Annotated in this window: 14 protein-coding genes; 5 read left to right on the top strand and 9 right to left on the bottom strand. The window is 67.2% G+C overall.

From position 1 onward, the window contains the following. From ACREB7_RS18230 to ACREB7_RS18220, 3 genes are all read left to right on the top strand, one after another. The coding region (locus ACREB7_RS18230; protein WP_431593694.1) for an energy transducer TonB at nt 1–339 on the top strand (339 nt) is incomplete at its 5' end. 119 nt (nt 340–458) lie between these two features. Further along, on the top strand, nt 459–2,915 hold the full coding sequence (locus ACREB7_RS18225; protein WP_431593695.1) for a TonB-dependent receptor: 2,457 nt from the start codon (nt 459–461) through the stop codon (nt 2,913–2,915). A gap of 58 nt (nt 2,916–2,973) precedes the next feature. Then, on the top strand, nt 2,974–3,657 hold the full coding sequence (locus ACREB7_RS18220; RefSeq protein ID WP_431593693.1) for a Fe2+-dependent dioxygenase: 684 nt from the start codon (nt 2,974–2,976) through the stop codon (nt 3,655–3,657). Here ACREB7_RS18220 and ACREB7_RS18215 read toward each other — a convergent pair. The 8 genes from ACREB7_RS18215 to hutI form a co-directional block, all read right to left on the bottom strand. Then, nucleotides 3,654–4,532 carry an FAD:protein FMN transferase gene (locus ACREB7_RS18215; RefSeq protein WP_431593692.1) on the bottom strand — a complete coding sequence of 293 codons (879 nt, stop codon included), beginning with the start codon at nt 4,530–4,532 and terminating at the stop codon, nt 3,654–3,656. The genes ACREB7_RS18220 and ACREB7_RS18215 overlap by 4 nt on opposite strands. Before the next feature lie 92 nt (nt 4,533–4,624). Continuing rightward, on the bottom strand, nt 4,625–5,464 hold the full coding sequence (locus ACREB7_RS18210) for a DUF4198 domain-containing protein (protein WP_431593691.1): 840 nt from the start codon (nt 5,462–5,464) through the stop codon (nt 4,625–4,627). Between the two features lie 20 nt (nt 5,465–5,484). Then, complete coding sequence (locus ACREB7_RS18205) at nt 5,485–6,009, bottom strand: DUF2271 domain-containing protein (RefSeq protein WP_431593690.1); 525 nt, start codon at nt 6,007–6,009, stop codon at nt 5,485–5,487. 11 nt (nt 6,010–6,020) lie between these two features. Then, a complete protein-coding gene (locus ACREB7_RS18200) occupies nt 6,021–6,662 on the bottom strand; it encodes a PepSY-associated TM helix domain-containing protein (RefSeq protein WP_431593689.1) in 642 nt (213 codons plus the stop codon). Nucleotides 6,663–6,761: 99 nt separating this feature from the next. Then, a complete protein-coding gene (hutU, locus tag ACREB7_RS18195) occupies nt 6,762–8,423 on the bottom strand; it encodes a urocanate hydratase (protein ID WP_431593688.1) in 1,662 nt (553 codons plus the stop codon). Then, on the bottom strand, nt 8,420–9,208 hold the full coding sequence (gene hutG, locus ACREB7_RS18190) for an N-formylglutamate deformylase (protein WP_431593687.1): 789 nt from the start codon (nt 9,206–9,208) through the stop codon (nt 8,420–8,422). The genes hutU and hutG overlap by 4 nt, the downstream gene beginning before the upstream one ends. Next, complete coding sequence (gene hutH / locus ACREB7_RS18185; RefSeq protein ID WP_431593686.1) at nt 9,205–10,737, bottom strand: histidine ammonia-lyase; 1,533 nt, start codon at nt 10,735–10,737, stop codon at nt 9,205–9,207. Before hutH ends, hutG begins: the two co-directional genes overlap by 4 nt. Further along, the gene (gene hutI / locus ACREB7_RS18180; protein ID WP_431593685.1) at nt 10,728–11,915 is read right to left on the bottom strand and encodes an imidazolonepropionase; all 1,188 of its coding nucleotides are present in this window, start codon (nt 11,913–11,915) and stop codon (nt 10,728–10,730) included. The genes hutH and hutI overlap by 10 nt, the downstream gene beginning before the upstream one ends. Before the next feature lie 67 nt (nt 11,916–11,982). Between hutI and ACREB7_RS18175 the strand changes: the two genes are divergently transcribed. Both ACREB7_RS18175 and ACREB7_RS18170 read left to right on the top strand, forming a co-directional pair. Further along, nucleotides 11,983–13,332, top strand: coding sequence for a formimidoylglutamate deiminase (locus ACREB7_RS18175; protein ID WP_431593684.1), 1,350 nt, complete (start codon nt 11,983–11,985; stop codon nt 13,330–13,332). Beyond that, on the top strand, nt 13,329–13,988 hold the full coding sequence (locus ACREB7_RS18170) for a UTRA domain-containing protein (RefSeq protein WP_431593683.1): 660 nt from the start codon (nt 13,329–13,331) through the stop codon (nt 13,986–13,988). Before ACREB7_RS18175 ends, ACREB7_RS18170 begins: the two co-directional genes overlap by 4 nt. Nucleotides 13,989–13,991: 3 nt before the next feature. Here the strand turns inward: ACREB7_RS18170 and ACREB7_RS18165 are convergent, their stop codons facing one another. After that, nucleotides 13,992–14,438, bottom strand: coding sequence for a hypothetical protein (locus tag ACREB7_RS18165; protein ID WP_431593682.1), 447 nt, complete (start codon nt 14,436–14,438; stop codon nt 13,992–13,994). Nucleotides 14,439–14,811 lie beyond the last annotated feature (373 nt).

Genomic DNA, 14,811 nt, shown 5'->3' with positions numbered 1-14,811 from the left:
GGCCGCGGCGATGGCTTCGGGGCCGGCGGAGCGGGCAACGGCACCGGCGGCGGCACCCGCCCCGCCTGGCGCAGCGGCGCGATCGCCGACCGCGACTATCCCAGGGCGGCGCGGCGCGCCGAGGTCGGCGGCGAAGTCGAGGTGCGCTTCACGATCGAGGCCAGCGGGCGGGTGAGCCGCTGCCGCGTGACCCGGTCGAGCGGCGACGCGTCGCTCGACGCCACGACCTGCCGCCTGATCGAGGAACGGTTCCGGTTCAGACCCGCGACCGACTCCGCCGGTCGCGCGATCGCCAGCGACTATGGCTGGCGCCAGACCTGGTGGCTCGAGCGGCGCTGATCGCCGATTTCGGGAATATTGGTACAAAGTTGCGACAATATCGCGAACGATTATCAATATCCGTTGACAGTGCGAACGACTCTCAATAGCGGCGCGATCAACCAAACCAACAGGGGGTTATCGTGAAATCATCGACGTCCGCATCTTTCCTCGCGCTCTCCTGCGTCGGAAGCCTGATCAGCGCCCCGGCGCTGGCCGCCGAAGCCGACACCGCGCAGGATGCGCCGGGCAGCCGCAACGACATCGTCGTGTCCGGCAGCCTTGCGACCGAGGTCGAATCGCCCAAGTCGACCGCCCCCGTCGTCGACACGCCCCAGACGGTCACCGTCATTTCGCAGGAAACGCTGCGCCAGCAGAATCTCCTCACCCTTCGCGACGCGCTGTCGACGATCCCCGGCATCACCTTTGGCGCGGGCGAAGGCGGCGGCGGTTATGGCGACTCGATCAACCTGCGCGGCTATTCGGCGAACAACGACATCACCATCGACGGCGTTCGCGACAGCGCGCAGTACAGCCGCACCGACCCCTTCAACATCCAGCAGATCGAGGTCTATAACGGCGCCAACTCGGTCTTCAACGGATCGGGCAGCGTCGGCGGCACGATCAACCTCGTCAGCAAGATCCCCTTCTCGCGCAACGCGACGACGGTGCAGGGCGCGGTCGGCACCGACAATTATTTCCGCGGCGCGGTGGACAGCAACTGGCGTCTGAACGACCTGATCGCGGTGCGGCTGAACGGCATGTACCACCAGAATGACGTGCCCGGCCGCGACGTCGAAAGCTTCAAGCGCTGGGGCGTCGCGCCGTCGATCACCATCGGCGTCGACAGTGACACCAGCCTGACCCTCGCCTACAGCCATCAGGACGACAACAACACGCCGATCTATGGCGTTCCCTTCTTCCTCAGCACGCTCAATGACGGGCCGCTGCCCGGCGTCGACGACAGCGATTATTTCGGCATCGTCAACCTCGACAAGCAAAAGACCAAGGTCGACCGCCTGACCGCCACCTTCCGCCACGCGTTCAGCGACAATGTCTCGGTCCGCAACCTGACTCGCTGGCAGCGGGTCGGTCAGTACAGCCAGACCAGCGCGCCGCAGGGCACCTTCTGCCTCGCCAACAACCAGCAGCCGATCGGATCGATCGCCAACGCGACCACGGGCAGCGCCTGCACCGTGTCGCTGACCAACGTCGTCGATGCCAATGGCGTGTTCCGCACCGCCGCCAACCCGCTGGTGGTCACCGTGGCGCCCGGTTTCTTCCAGCCCAACGGCCCGCGCGGGCTGGTCCGCGATCAGGTCAACAATCTGATCCAGAACCAGACCGACCTGACCGTGGTCAGCGGCGAGAGCGGGGGCATCCGCAACACGCTGGTCGTCGGCGGCTCGATGACGTTCGAGGATTATGCGATCACCACCGCCAGCCTCGCCCGCAACGCGCTGGGTCAGGCGGTCGTGCTGCCGCAGATCAACCTCGCCAATCCCGACACCGTCTACACCGGCCCGATCAACTTCACCGTCACCGCCCGCTCGAAGGCCAAGAGCCGCAATCTTGCCATTTATGCGTTCGATACGCTCGAACTCGGCACGATGTTCGAGCTCAACGCGGGCGTGCGCTATGAAAAGGCGCGGTCAGAATTCCGTAACATTCCGCTCGCCACCTATCCGCCGGGCACGACGCCGCTGACCACCGCCGCGCAGGCGATCCAGGTCAGCGACGAAAATCTCTTCTCCTATCGCTTCGGCGGCGTGTTCCACCCGATCGAAAATGTCAGCCTCTACGCCGCCTATGGCAATGCCAAGACGCCGTCGTCGGCGACGGTTCGCCTCGGCTGCGGCGTGATCGCCGCCCCCGGTGGCGCCGATCCGTGCGCGGTCGCGCCCGAAAAAGCCCGCACCTTTGAAATCGGCGCCAAGGCCGAACTCGCCAACAAGAAGCTGCTGCTGACCGCCGCGCTGTTCCGCAACGAACGCAGCAATTTCCGCACCCCGTCGAACGACCCCAATCTGCCGTCGTCGTTGCAGGTGCTCGACGGCCGCTCGCGGGTCGACGGCCTCGCGCTCGGGGTCACCGGCAATGTCACGCCCAATTGGGCGGTCTTCGCCAACTACACCTATCTCGACAGCGAAGTGCGACAGAGCGTGTCGGATTTCTGCCTCGCGACGCCGGGCGCGACCGGCTGCGGCAACAGCGCCGCAATCCTCGATCCGCAGCGCGGCGACCGGCTGATCCAGACGCCCAAGCATTCGGGCAGCCTGTTCACCACCTATGTGTTCCCGTTCGGGCTGCAGGTCGGTTATGGCCTGACCTACCAGGGCAGCTTTGCGACCAACCAGCGCAACGTGCTGCAGCGCACGCGGTTCATGGTCGATGACTATCTGATCCACCGCGCGTTCGTGTCGTACGACTTCAAGAACGGCGTGGTGGCGCAGCTCAACGTCACCAACCTGACGAACGAGGATTATTACACCGGCGTGCGTAACAATGTGAATGCGACGAGCGGCGCCGTGACCGGCGGCTGGGCGACCCCCGGCGACGCGCGCTCGGCGGTGTTCAGCCTCTTCTACAACTTCTGATCGAAAGGGCGGGCGCAGCGATTGCCGTTCCCGCCCTTTTCGCTCTAGAAGCGCCCGCATGATCCGGATCATTCCCGATGTGCTCGACGCCGATGGCGTCGCCAGGCTGCGCGCCATCCTCGACGCCGCGTCGTGGATCGACGGCAACGAAACCTCGGGCCCGCAGGCGGCGCTCGCCAAGCGCAACGAGCAGCTTCCCGAATTCAGCGACGCCGCGGCCGAGGCCGGGCGGCTGGTGCTCGATGCGCTGGGGCGCACCCCGCTGTTCATCGCCGCCGCGCTACCGCTCAAAATCTATCCGCCCTATTTCAATCGCTATGCCGGCGGCGGCACTTTCGGCGACCATATCGACAATGCGGTGCGCCAGCGGCGCGGTACCGATTTCCGGCTGCGCAGCGACCTGTCGGCGACGCTCTTCCTGTCCGAGCCCGACAGCTATGAAGGCGGCGGACTGGTCGTCGAGGGTATGGCCGAGGCGCCGGGGATCAAGCTGCCCGCCGGCCATATGGTGCTTTACCCTGCAACCACCGTTCACCGGGTCGAGCCGGTAACATCGGGCACCCGCATCGCCAGCTTCTTCTGGATCCAGTCGATGGTGCGCGACCAGGGACAGCGCAACCTGCTGTTCGACCTCGACATGGGGGTGCAGGGCGCGGCGATGGGGCTCGGTCAGGGCGACCCGACGGTGGTGCGGCTGACCGGCGTCTATCACAATTTGCTGCGGCGCTGGGCCGACAGCTAGTCGAGCATCGCGGCCCACGCACGCGAGATATATTCGCGGCCATTGGCCAGCACGCAGGCCGCCATATCCTTGTCGTCGGCAAGCGCGATCGCCGCATCGGCACCGAGCACGGTGAGCGCGGTCGCCCAGCCATCGGCTATCATGCAGTTGCGGTGAACGACGGTCACCGACCGCACGCCATTGGTGATCGGTCGGCCGGTGCGCGGGTCGAAGCTGTGCGAATAATGCTGGCCATCGATTTCCAGACCGCGCCGATAATCGCCAGAGGTCGCGATCGCCAAATCGTGGAGCGCGATACGCCATCCGGCGCCGGGCCAGGACGGCGGCACTTCGACATCGACCCACCAGGGCTGGCCATCGGGACGAATCCCCTCCCCCCGCAATTCGCCCCCGACTTCGAGCAGGAAATGGCGCACGCCCTGCGCCAGCAGCCAGTCGGCGGCGAGGTCGACGCCATAGCCCTTGGCGATGCCGGACAGGTCGAGTTGCACGCCTTCGCTGCGGCGGATGCGCCGGCTCGCGGCGTCATATTCGATGCGCGCCGGAGCCTCGCGTGCCGGTTCGGCCTTTGGAATGGCGGCGGCGGGGCCGGCGGGGCCGGCGCTGCCGAAGCCCCAGGCCTCGGTCGCCGCGCCAAGGCCGGGATCAAATGCCCCGTCGCTGCCCGATGCGATGTCGAGCGCCGCCGCGACCACCGCAGCAAACTCAGGCGGGATTTCGTGCCACTCGCCCGGCGGCGCGCGGTTGAAGCGCGCGAGGGCGGACTCCGGCTCCCACTGGCTCATCTGCGCGACGACGCGATCGAACGCCGCCTGCACGCCTTCCGCCGCGCCTGCGGGCGGCGTCACGGCGTGCAGCGACCAGCTGGTCCCCATCGTTTCGCCGGCAAAAGTCTCGATAGTCGCCCCGGCGCCGTGCCCGGCAAAAGCGGCAGGCGTCAGCGCGCGGGGAATCAGGACGCGGTCGGTCAGGGCGCCAGAACTTCCAGCGTCGTGACATAGCTCGCGCGACGCGTCGGCGGCGCGTCGGCGGGCGGCGGACCTTCGCTCTCGCCTTCAGCGCGCGGCGTCGTGACATTCACCCAATACATGCCGGCTTCGGGCCAGATGATCTCAACCTTGCCCTCGGCATCGGTCCGGGTGTCGATCTGGCCGAGCTGGTCGCGATAGCGGATGCCGCCTGGAATGACGGTGACCGGCAGATCGGCGGTCGGCTTGCCGTCGAGCAGGAACTGGAAGGTTGCCGCTTCGCCCGCGATCAGGTCGTTCGGATGCGTCACCGGGACGAGCTCGATGCCCTTGCCGGTCGGCGTGAACAGCGTCGTCGTCGGCTCCCCCACAGTCACGAAAATCTCGTTGCGGTTGTTCGATTCGGCGGTCCGCACATTGGTCGCGCCGGCCGGGATCTTTTCGGCGAGGTTGGCGGTCGTGGTGCCGCGCGGCAGGCGCTCGGTCTTGCCGTTCAGGTCATAGCTGCCCATCACGCCATCGACGACCGAGGCGATCCGCCAGGTGCCCTTTTGCGTCAGATGGACGTCGAAGGTGCTGCGATAACGGCCCGTGGCCTTATTCTCGATCACGGCTTCGCTGCCGTCGGGCGCCCAAGCCTTCAGCGCGTCGAGGCGCATCGGCTGATGCTCGAAATAGAACAGGTCGTTCGACACGGCGGCGTCCACGGTCACCCACACATCATCGCCCGACAGCACCGTCGACGACGGCATCATCCACTGGCGGTGGGCGCTCGCCGGAACCGCGATCATCGCCGCCAGTACGGCGCCCGCCGCAAAACCCCAAAGCTGCTTTTTCATCGTCCTGCCCTTTCGATTGATCAGCGGAAGGCGACCGAAACGGTGCCCAATTCGGTCTTGCCCGCGGCGCGTCCGCCCGCCCCGGCCTTGGCGGGCCAGGTGAAGGGAATACGCAGCAATTCGCGGCCGCCGACCTCGCGCGCGGCTTCGATCACCAGCACATAGTCGCCCGGCGCCGCCGCGCCGAGTTGGGCGCGGGTGAAGCTGATCTTCTGCGCCCCCGGCGCACGGGTCGCGCCGGTGATGCCATTGGCGGGAAAGGTCATGGAACGTCCGGCGGCGCGCCACCACTGGCGCACATCGCGCAGCCATTTGGTGCCCTCGTTCGCCTTCATGTCATGGTCGTACCAGACCGCGACGGTTTTGGGCTTGGCGCCCGCTTTCTCGACCCAGAAGGCGACATAGGGCTTGTGATATTCGGCAACCTTGAGCTGCGGAATATTGACCGTGACGTCCATCGTCGTCGGCGCTGCGGCGAGCACCGGCGCGGCGAGCGCGGCGCTCAGCGTGCCGCCGATCAGGATCGTACGCGTGGCTGACTGCATGGACAAACTCCCTAATGGATGAAGATGATGGCGATGGCGGCCGGGATGGCGAGCCCCGCGCCGACCAGCGGCCAGGTGCTCTTGCGCTTGGCCGAATGGAGCCAGAGCAGCACCAGCCCGGTGAGCCCGAAGATCAGGCACGCAAAGGCGAAGATGTCGATGAACAGGCTCCACTCTCCGCCCGAATTGCGACCCTTGTGGAGGTCGTTGAGATAGGAAATCCAGCCGCGATCGGTGACTTCGCTGGTCACGTCGCCGGTGACGCGGTCGATCGCCACCCATGCGTCGCCGCCGGGTCGCGGCGCCGGCAGATAGACCTCGTCGGCCGACCATTCGGCCTCGCCCGCGCGAACCGGGAAATGTTCCTCGACCCAATCGGCGACGGCTTTGGGCAGCGGCGCCTTGGCGTCGGCAGGCTCCGCCTTCGCCAGCTGGCCCAGCAGCGCGGCCGGAACCTGCGCCGCTTTTTCGGTCACGACCGGCGTGCCCTCGATGTCGGCGGCGTGGTTCAGCGTGAAGCCGGTCACCGCGAACAGCACCAGCCCGATCAGGCTGATCGCCGAGCTCATCCAGTGCCACATATGCAGCTGTTTCAGCCAGAAGGCCTTCCGGCTTTTCCGGGTCGCCGGGCGCTGGGGAGAGGGTGCGTGCATGAGATCGTTCTGAAGAGGAGCGTTGCGCCGCCACTATCGAGAACGATTCTCAATTACAACAACTAATCCCGCATTTCCGGTCGCTTCCATGTGTCCGCCCTAGAGGCTCGGCAGGTCGAGCCCCTTTTCGCGCGCGCAGTCGATCGCGATGTCGTAACCCGCATCGGCGTGGCGCATCACGCCAGTGCCGGGATCGTTCCACAACACGCGCTCGAGCCGCTTCGCCGCCGCTTCGGTGCCGTCGGCGACGATCACCATGCCGCTGTGCTGCGAATAACCCATGCCGACGCCGCCACCATGATGCAGCGAAACCCAGGTCGCGCCGCTCGCGGTGTTGAGCAAGGCGTTGAGCAAAGGCCAGTCGGACACGGCGTCGGAGCCGTCCTTCATCGCCTCGGTCTCGCGATTGGGACTGGCGACCGATCCCGAATCGAGATGGTCGCGGCCGATCACCACCGGCGCCTTGAGTTCGCCCGACGCGACCATTTCGTTGAACGCGAGGCCGAGCCGGTGGCGGTCGCCGAGCCCGACCCAGCAGATACGCGCGGGCAGACCCTGAAATTGAATCCTCTTGCGCGCCATGTCGAGCCAGTTGTGGAGGTGGGCGTTGTCGGGCAGCAATTCCTTCACCTTGGCGTCGGTCTTGTAGATATCCTCGGGATCGCCCGACAGCGCCGCCCAGCGGAACGGGCCGATGCCGCGGCAAAACAGCGGGCGCACATAGGCGGGGACGAAGCCGGGGAAATCGAACGCGTTTTCGACCCCCTCATCCTTCGCCATCTGGCGGATATTGTTGCCGTAATCGGTCGTCGGTACGCCGGCCGCCTGCATGTCGAGCATCGCCTGCACATGCACTGCCATCGACGCCTTCGCCGCCCTGGTGACGGCGGCGGGATCGCTTTCGCGCTTCGCAAACCATTCGTCGAGCGTCCAGCCCAGGGGGAGATAGCCGTTGACCGGATCATGCGCCGAGGTCTGGTCGGTGAGCAGGTCGGGGTGAATGCCGCGACGCACCATTTCGGGCAGGATTTCGGCGGCGTTGCCGAGCAGGCCGACCGAGATCGCCTTGCCCTCGGCATGGGCTGCCTCGATCATCGCAATTGCCTCGTCGATGCTCGCCGCCTGCTTGTCGAGATAGCCGGTGCGCAGCCGCATATCGATCCGCGAGGGCTGGCATTCGATCGCAACGCAGCTCGCGCCCGCCATCACCGCCGCGAGCGGCTGCGCGCCGCCCATGCCGCCAAGCCCGGCGGTGAGCAGCCAGCGGCCCTTGAGGTCGCCGCCATAATGCTGGCGGCCCATTTCGACGAAGGTTTCGTACGTGCCTTGCACGATGCCCTGGCTGCCGATGTAGATCCAGCTGCCCGCAGTCATCTGGCCGTACATCATCAGGCCCTTTTTATCGAGCGCGTTGAAATGGTCCCAATTCGCCCATTCGGGGACGAGGTTGGAATTGGCGAGCAGGACGCGCGGCGCGTTTTCGTGGGTCCGGAACACCCCGACCGGCTTGCCCGACTGGATCAGCAGCGTCTCGTCATCGTTCAGCCGCCGCAGCGTTTCGACGATCCGGTCATAGCTTTCCCAGTCGCGCGCCGCCCGGCCAATGCCGCCATAGACGACCAGTTCCTCGGGCCGCTCGGCGACGTCGGGGTGGAGGTTGTTCATCAGCATGCGCAGCGGCGCTTCGGTGAGCCAGCTTTTCGCGGTCAATTCCGTCCCGGTGGCGGGGCGGATCACGCGGCTGTTGTCGAGACGGGTCATATCTGTCCTTTCGCAAAATCGAGGCAGGCGGCGAGAATGCGCCGCAGATCGGTGCGCAGATCCTCCGCGCGCGCCGGGTCCCACAGGGGAAAGCCGCCATCGGCGAGCGGGCTTTCGTCGAGATAGGCGCGCATCGCGGTCTCCATCTGGATCGCGTGCACGCCGGTTTCGGGGCGGCCATAATGGCGCGTCGTCCAGCCGCCGCGGAAGCGGCCGTCGAGGACCGACGAGCGGTCGCCACAGGCCGCCATGACCGCGTCGCTCAGCGCGGCATCGCAGGTCGCGCCGCCGTTGGTGCCGATATTGAGTTCGGGGAGTTCGCCCGCGAACAGGCGCGGCACCAGGCTGCGGATCGAATGGCAGTCGTAGACGACGACGCGGTCGTGCCGCGCGCGCAGCCGCGCGATCTCCTGCGCGATCGCGGCGTGATAGGGCGCGTGATAGGCGTCGCGCCGCGCCTCGACATCGGGCGCCTCGCCATCGCGATAGAGCGGTTCGCCGTCAAAGGTCTCGGTCGGGCAAAGACCGGTGGTCGCCTGTCCGGGATAGAGCGACGCGCCCGAGGGGTCGCGGTTGCCATCGATCACCGCGCGCGACACATCGGTCCACACGCATGTCGCCTCGGCGAGCCCGTCATAAAGCCGGCGGATATGCCAATCGGTGTCGAACAGCGCGCGGTCGCGCGAGCGATAGGCTGGCAGATATTGCGCCGGAATGTCGGTGCCGCCGTGCGGGAACGCCAGGATCAAGGGCGTTTCGGCGCGCGCGACGTGGAGCCAACTCATCCGGCGAGGCCCGGCAGTTCGCTCACCAGTTCGACCAGCTTGCCCAAGCGGATCATCGCGCTCGCGGCCTCGATATCGGGCGCCATATGGCGGTCTTCGTCGAGCGTCGGCACCTCGGCGCGCAGCGCGGCGCGCACCCGTTCGACCGAAGGACTCGACGTCAGGCCGCCATGGAAATCGCACCCCTGCCCCGCCGCGAGCAATTCGATCGCGAGCACCGCGTCGACATTCGCCGCCATCTCGGCCAGTCGGCGCGCGCCATGTGCCGCCATCGAGACATGATCCTCCTGGTTCGCCGAGGTCGGGATCGAATCGACGCTCGCGGGATAGGCGCGCTGCTTGTTCTCGGACACCAGCGCCGCCGCCGTGACTTGCGGGATCATAAAGCCCGAATTGAGGCCCGGCTTGGCGACGAGGAAGGCGGGGAGGCCCGACAGCGCCGGATCGACGAGCATCGCGGTGCGCCGCTCGGACAGGCTGCCGATCTCGCACAGCGCCAGCGCGATCATGTCGGCGGCGAAGGCGACGGGTTCGGCGTGGAAATTGCCGCCCGACAGCGCCTCGTCCCCAAGCGGACCAGCGCCCGGGAAGATCAGCGGATTATCCGAGACGCCGTTCGCCTCGACGAGCAGGGTCGTTGCGGCCTGGCGCAGCAGATCGAGCACCGCACCCATCACCTGCGGCTGGCAGCGCAGACAATAGGGGTCCTGCACGCGCACATCGCCAAGGATATGGCTGGCCCGGATGCCCGACCCCGCCATCAGCGCGGCGAGCGCTGCGGCGGTTTCGATCTGCCCGCGATGGCCGCGCAGCCCGTGAATGCGCGGGTCGAACGGCGTGTCCGACCCCTTGGCGGCCTCGGTCGACAAGATTCCGGTGACGAGCGCGCTGCGGTAGAGCCGCTCGGCCTCGAACAATCCCGCGAGTGCGTAAGCGGTCGAGAATTGCGTGCCGTTGAGCAGCGCGAGACCTTCCTTGGGGCCGAGCACCAGCGGCGCCAACCCGGCGCCGGCGAGCGCTTCGGCCGCCCCGATGCGGTCATCCCCGACCCAGATGTCGCCCTCGCCGATCATCGCCGCCGCCATATGCGATAGCGGCGCGAGGTCGCCCGACGCCCCGACCGATCCCTGCGCGGGGACGACCGGGGTCAGTCCCTTGTCGAGCATCGCCTCGAGCATCGCGATCGTCGCCGGGCGCACGCCCGACGCGCCGCGCGCCAGGCTGGCGAGCTTCAACGCCATCATCAGCCGCGCGACCGGCACCGGCATCGGCGCGCCGACCCCAGCCGCATGGCTGAGCACGATGTTGCGCTGGAGCGTTTCGAGATCGCCCGCCTCGATCCGCACCGCCGCCAGCTTCCCGAAACCGGTGTTGATCCCGTACACCGCTTCGCCGCGTGCCAGGATGCGCTCGACCGCTGCGGCGCTTTCGGCGATCGCCTGACGGCAATCGGGCGACAGGCGCACCGCGCCGCCCTGATAGATTTCGCGCCATTCGGCGAGGCTGACCGATCCGGGATTTAGCTGCATTTTCCGTCCTTGATGCGCGTGTGAAGCGGGTTGAAACCGATGCGATAGACAAGTTCCGCCGGCTCGCTGATCGTCCAGATCGCGAGATCGGCCGCCTTGCCTGGCTCGAGCGTGCCGATGTCGGCCTGCAGCCCGAGCGCCCGCGCGGCGTTGATCGTCACCGCGCGCAGACATTCGGTGACCGACAGGCCGAACAGCGTCGCGCCCATGTTGAGCATCAGCAGCAGCGAGGTCGTCGGCGAGGTGCCGGGATTGCAATCGGTCGCGAGCGCCATCGGCACGCCGGCGGCGCGCAGGGCTTCGACCGGCGGCTTGTGCGTCTCGCGCATGAAATAATAGGCGCCCGGCAGCAGCACCGCGACCGTGCCCGCCTGGGCCATGGCCGCGATGTCGGCGGCGTCGATATGTTCGAGATGGTCGGCCGACAGCGCGCCATAGGAGGCCGCCAGACTGGCGCCGGCAAGGTGCGACAGCTGCTCGGCGTGGAGCTTGACCGGCAGGCCCGCTGCTCGGGCGGCGTCGAACACGCGCGCGATCTGGTCCGGGGTGAAGCCGATGCCTTCGCAGAAACCATCGACCGCATCGGCCAGCCCGACTGCCGCCGGGATGATCTGCTCGCAAACCAGGTCGACATAGGCGTCGGCATAGCCCTTATATTCGGGCGGGACCGCATGCGCCGCGAGCAGCGTTGTCGCGACGCGGACGTCGCGCGCCGCGCCCAGGGCCCGCGCCGCCCGCAGCATCTTGATTTCGTCGTCGAGGGTCAGTCCGTATCCCGACTTGATCTCGATCGTCGTCACACCCTCGGCGATCAGCGCATCGAGGCGCGGCAGCGCGCTGGCGACCAGCGCCGCTTCGTCCATCGCCCGCGTCGCGCGCATCGTCGATACGATGCCGCCGCCCGCGCGCGCGATCTCCTCATAGGTCGCGCCTTCGAGCCGCATCGCCCATTCGTTGGCGCGGCTGCCGCCGTGGACGAGATGGGTGTGGCAATCGATCAGTCCCGGGGTGATCAGCCGGCCTTCACAATCGATGACCTCCGCCGCATCGGGGGCATCCGCCACATCCCCGACCCAGGCGATGCGTCCGTCGCGGACGGCGATCGCGCCTTGTTCGATCAGCCCCAGCCCATTTCCGGCCAGCGTTGCGATTCGGGCATTGGTCCAGATTCGATCCATAGTTCATTCTTGCCTGATCGCCCGATTATGTCTAGACATAATAATTGACAATGAGGGAGCATTTTTGATGACGGCACTCTGGTTCGAACAGGCCCTGCTACCCGGCGGCTGGGCGCAAGGCGTGCGGGTCGCGATCGACGCGGGCCGCATCGCCGCCGTGGCAACTGGAGTCGCGGCACAGCCGGGTGACGAACGCCACGCCATCGCCCTCCCCGGCATCGCCAATCTTCACTGCCATGGTTTCCAGCGCGGCATGGCCGGCCTCTCCGAATTTCGCGGGCGTCCCGACGATGATTTCTGGAGCTGGCGCGAAATCATGTACCGCTTCCTCGACCGGCTGACCCCCGAGGACATCGCCGCGATCAACGCGCTGGTCTTTGTCGAAATGATGGAAAGCGGCTTCACCCGCGTCGCCGAATTCCACTATCTCCACAACGACGCCGACGGCCAGCGCTACGCCGATCCCGCGGAAACCGCAGGCGCGGTGGTTGCGGCGGCGGAGGAGAGCGGCATCGGCCTCACCCTGCTCCCGGTCTTTTACGCGCATGGCGATTTTGGCGGCGCGCCGCCCGCGCCCGGCCAGCGGCGTTTCCTGTCCGACGTCGACACCTTCGCGACGCTGGTCGAGGCGAGCCGCGCGAAGCTGCCCGCCGACGCCGGTTTCGGTATCGCGCCGCATTCGCTGCGCGCGGTGACCGCCGAAGAATTGGCGGCGATCCTGCCGCTCGCCGACGGCGGCCCGATCCATATCCACGCCGCCGAACAGGTCCGCGAGGTCGAAGCATCGCTCGCATGGAGCGGCGAGCGCCCCGTCGAATGGCTGCTCAACCACGCCGATGTCGATGCGCGCTGGTGCCTCGTCCATGCCACGCACCTGACCGACAGCGAATGCGACCGGCTGGCCGCGAGCGGCGCCGTCGCCGGCCTGTGCCCGGTCACCGAAGCCAATCTGGGCGACGGCATCTTTCCCGCAGCGCGCTATCTCGCGGCCGGCGGGCAGATCGGAATCGGGACCGATTCGAATATCCTGATCGACGTCGCCGGCGAGCTGCGCGGGCTCGAATATAGCCAGCGCCTCCGCGACCGCCGCCGCGCGCTGCTCGGCAGCGAGGCCGTCCCGTCGATCGGCGAACGCCTGTTTCGCGAAGCGCTCGCGGGCGGCGCGCGCGCAACGGGGGCGGGCACCGGGCTCGCCGTCGGGCAGCCCGCCGACCTGTTCACGCTGGCGGCCACCGACCCGGTCTTCGCAGGCGCCGATATGCGGACCATCCTCGATCGCTGGGTCTTCGCCGCGCGCGGCAATGCGATCGATTGCGTCTGGCGCGGCGGACAGAAATGGGTCGCGCAGGGCCGCCATGTCGCCCGCGACGCCGTCGCCGATCGCTATCGCGCCGTGGTCGGCGCGCTGCTCGCATGAGCTTCGACGCCCGCATCCGCGCCGCGATCGAGGGCGATATCCGCTCGGGAGCGCTCCGCCCCGGCGACCGCCTGCTGTCCGAACATGAACTCGCGGCGCTCCACGGCTGCTCGCGCGCGACGGTGAGCAAGGCGATGGGCGCGCTGCATCGCGCCGGGCTGATCGAGCGGCGGCGCAAGGCCGGGTCGTTCGTCGCCGACCAGCATGTCCATTCGGCGGTGCTCGAAGTCCCCGACCTCGCGCAACTGATCGCGGCGCGCGGCCATGTCTATCGCTGGCGACTGTTGTCGCGCGAACGGGCGGGCCCGGAGCTTCGGATCGAGGGACTCCATTATGAGGGCGACATCGCGCTCGCGCTCGAAAGCCGCACGATCGCGGTCGATACGGTGCCCGACGCCGCCGACGAAGGGTTCGACGCGGTCGCACCCGGCACCTGGCTGCTCGCGCATATCCCCTGGACCTCGGCGCGGCACCGCATCCACGCGGCGGGCGCCACCGCCGCCGAAGCGCGCGCGCTGGGCATCGCCGAACACACCGCCTGCCTGATTCTCGAACGCAGCACCTGGCGCGGCGATGCGGCGGTGACGACGGTGCGGCAGGTCTTTCGCGGCGACATGTTCGACATGGTCGCGCATTTCGAACCCAGCCTCGGCTAAACTTTAGCGCGCCATCCGCGCTTCCCAGGCGAGCATCGTCGCGCGCAGGGCCTGCGCATCGTGAAGCGCATTGTGCGGCACCGCGCTCGCCGCCATCGGGCCGATGATGTCGGGGTCGACCAGTTCGAAGCGCAGGCTGCGCACCGGCTTCATATAGCCCGGTCGGCTGATCAACAGCCGCGCCGCGAGCGCGATGTCCTCGGGCCAGTCGGCGACGAGCAGCGGCGCGGGATCGTTCATCAGATAGGCGGCGAACAGGTCGCGCACGATATCGCGCGACTGCGGTTCGGCGTCCAGCACGGGCAGCGCATTGGCACGCACCCATGCGGTCGGGTCCGCAACCGGGATCGCGGCATAAAAGGGCGCGAGCGCCGCATTCTCGGGAACGAGCGCGATCGAAATCAGCTCGCCGCCAAAGCCGTTGAACTCGGTATCGAGAAAATAGCGCATCGTCGCCCCCCTGACCGTCTTAGCGGCGCGGAGCCCGGCCCAAAGCCCCAATTTCGCCGTCGCACGCGCCGACGCCGTGAAGCCCGGCGGACAACCGCTCGCATCCGACTTGGCGATGAAGAAGGAGGGTGGTGGCGGAGACGGAGGGAAAATATGCCCATCACATCGCGCTCATATAAATTATTGAAATCCTGATACAAATATCTTCTCAAAGGATGAATTAGTGTACCGCATATGCGTACCGCATGACGTGACCCCCTGATTTTCCTCCAACAGTGATTAGAGTCCGGCCTTGAAGGAAGGACGGACAGATGAAGCGTTTGAGGTTTTCGGAAGAGCAGATCATCGGGGTGTTGAAGGAAGCGGAGGCGGG

The organism is Sphingopyxis sp. (assembly GCF_050725615.1).
In the GTDB taxonomy this organism is placed as follows: Bacteria; Pseudomonadota; Alphaproteobacteria; order Sphingomonadales; family Sphingomonadaceae; genus Sphingopyxis.
The sequence above is the reverse complement of the archived record's forward strand: the minus strand, read 5'-3'. Positions and strand labels throughout refer to the sequence as shown.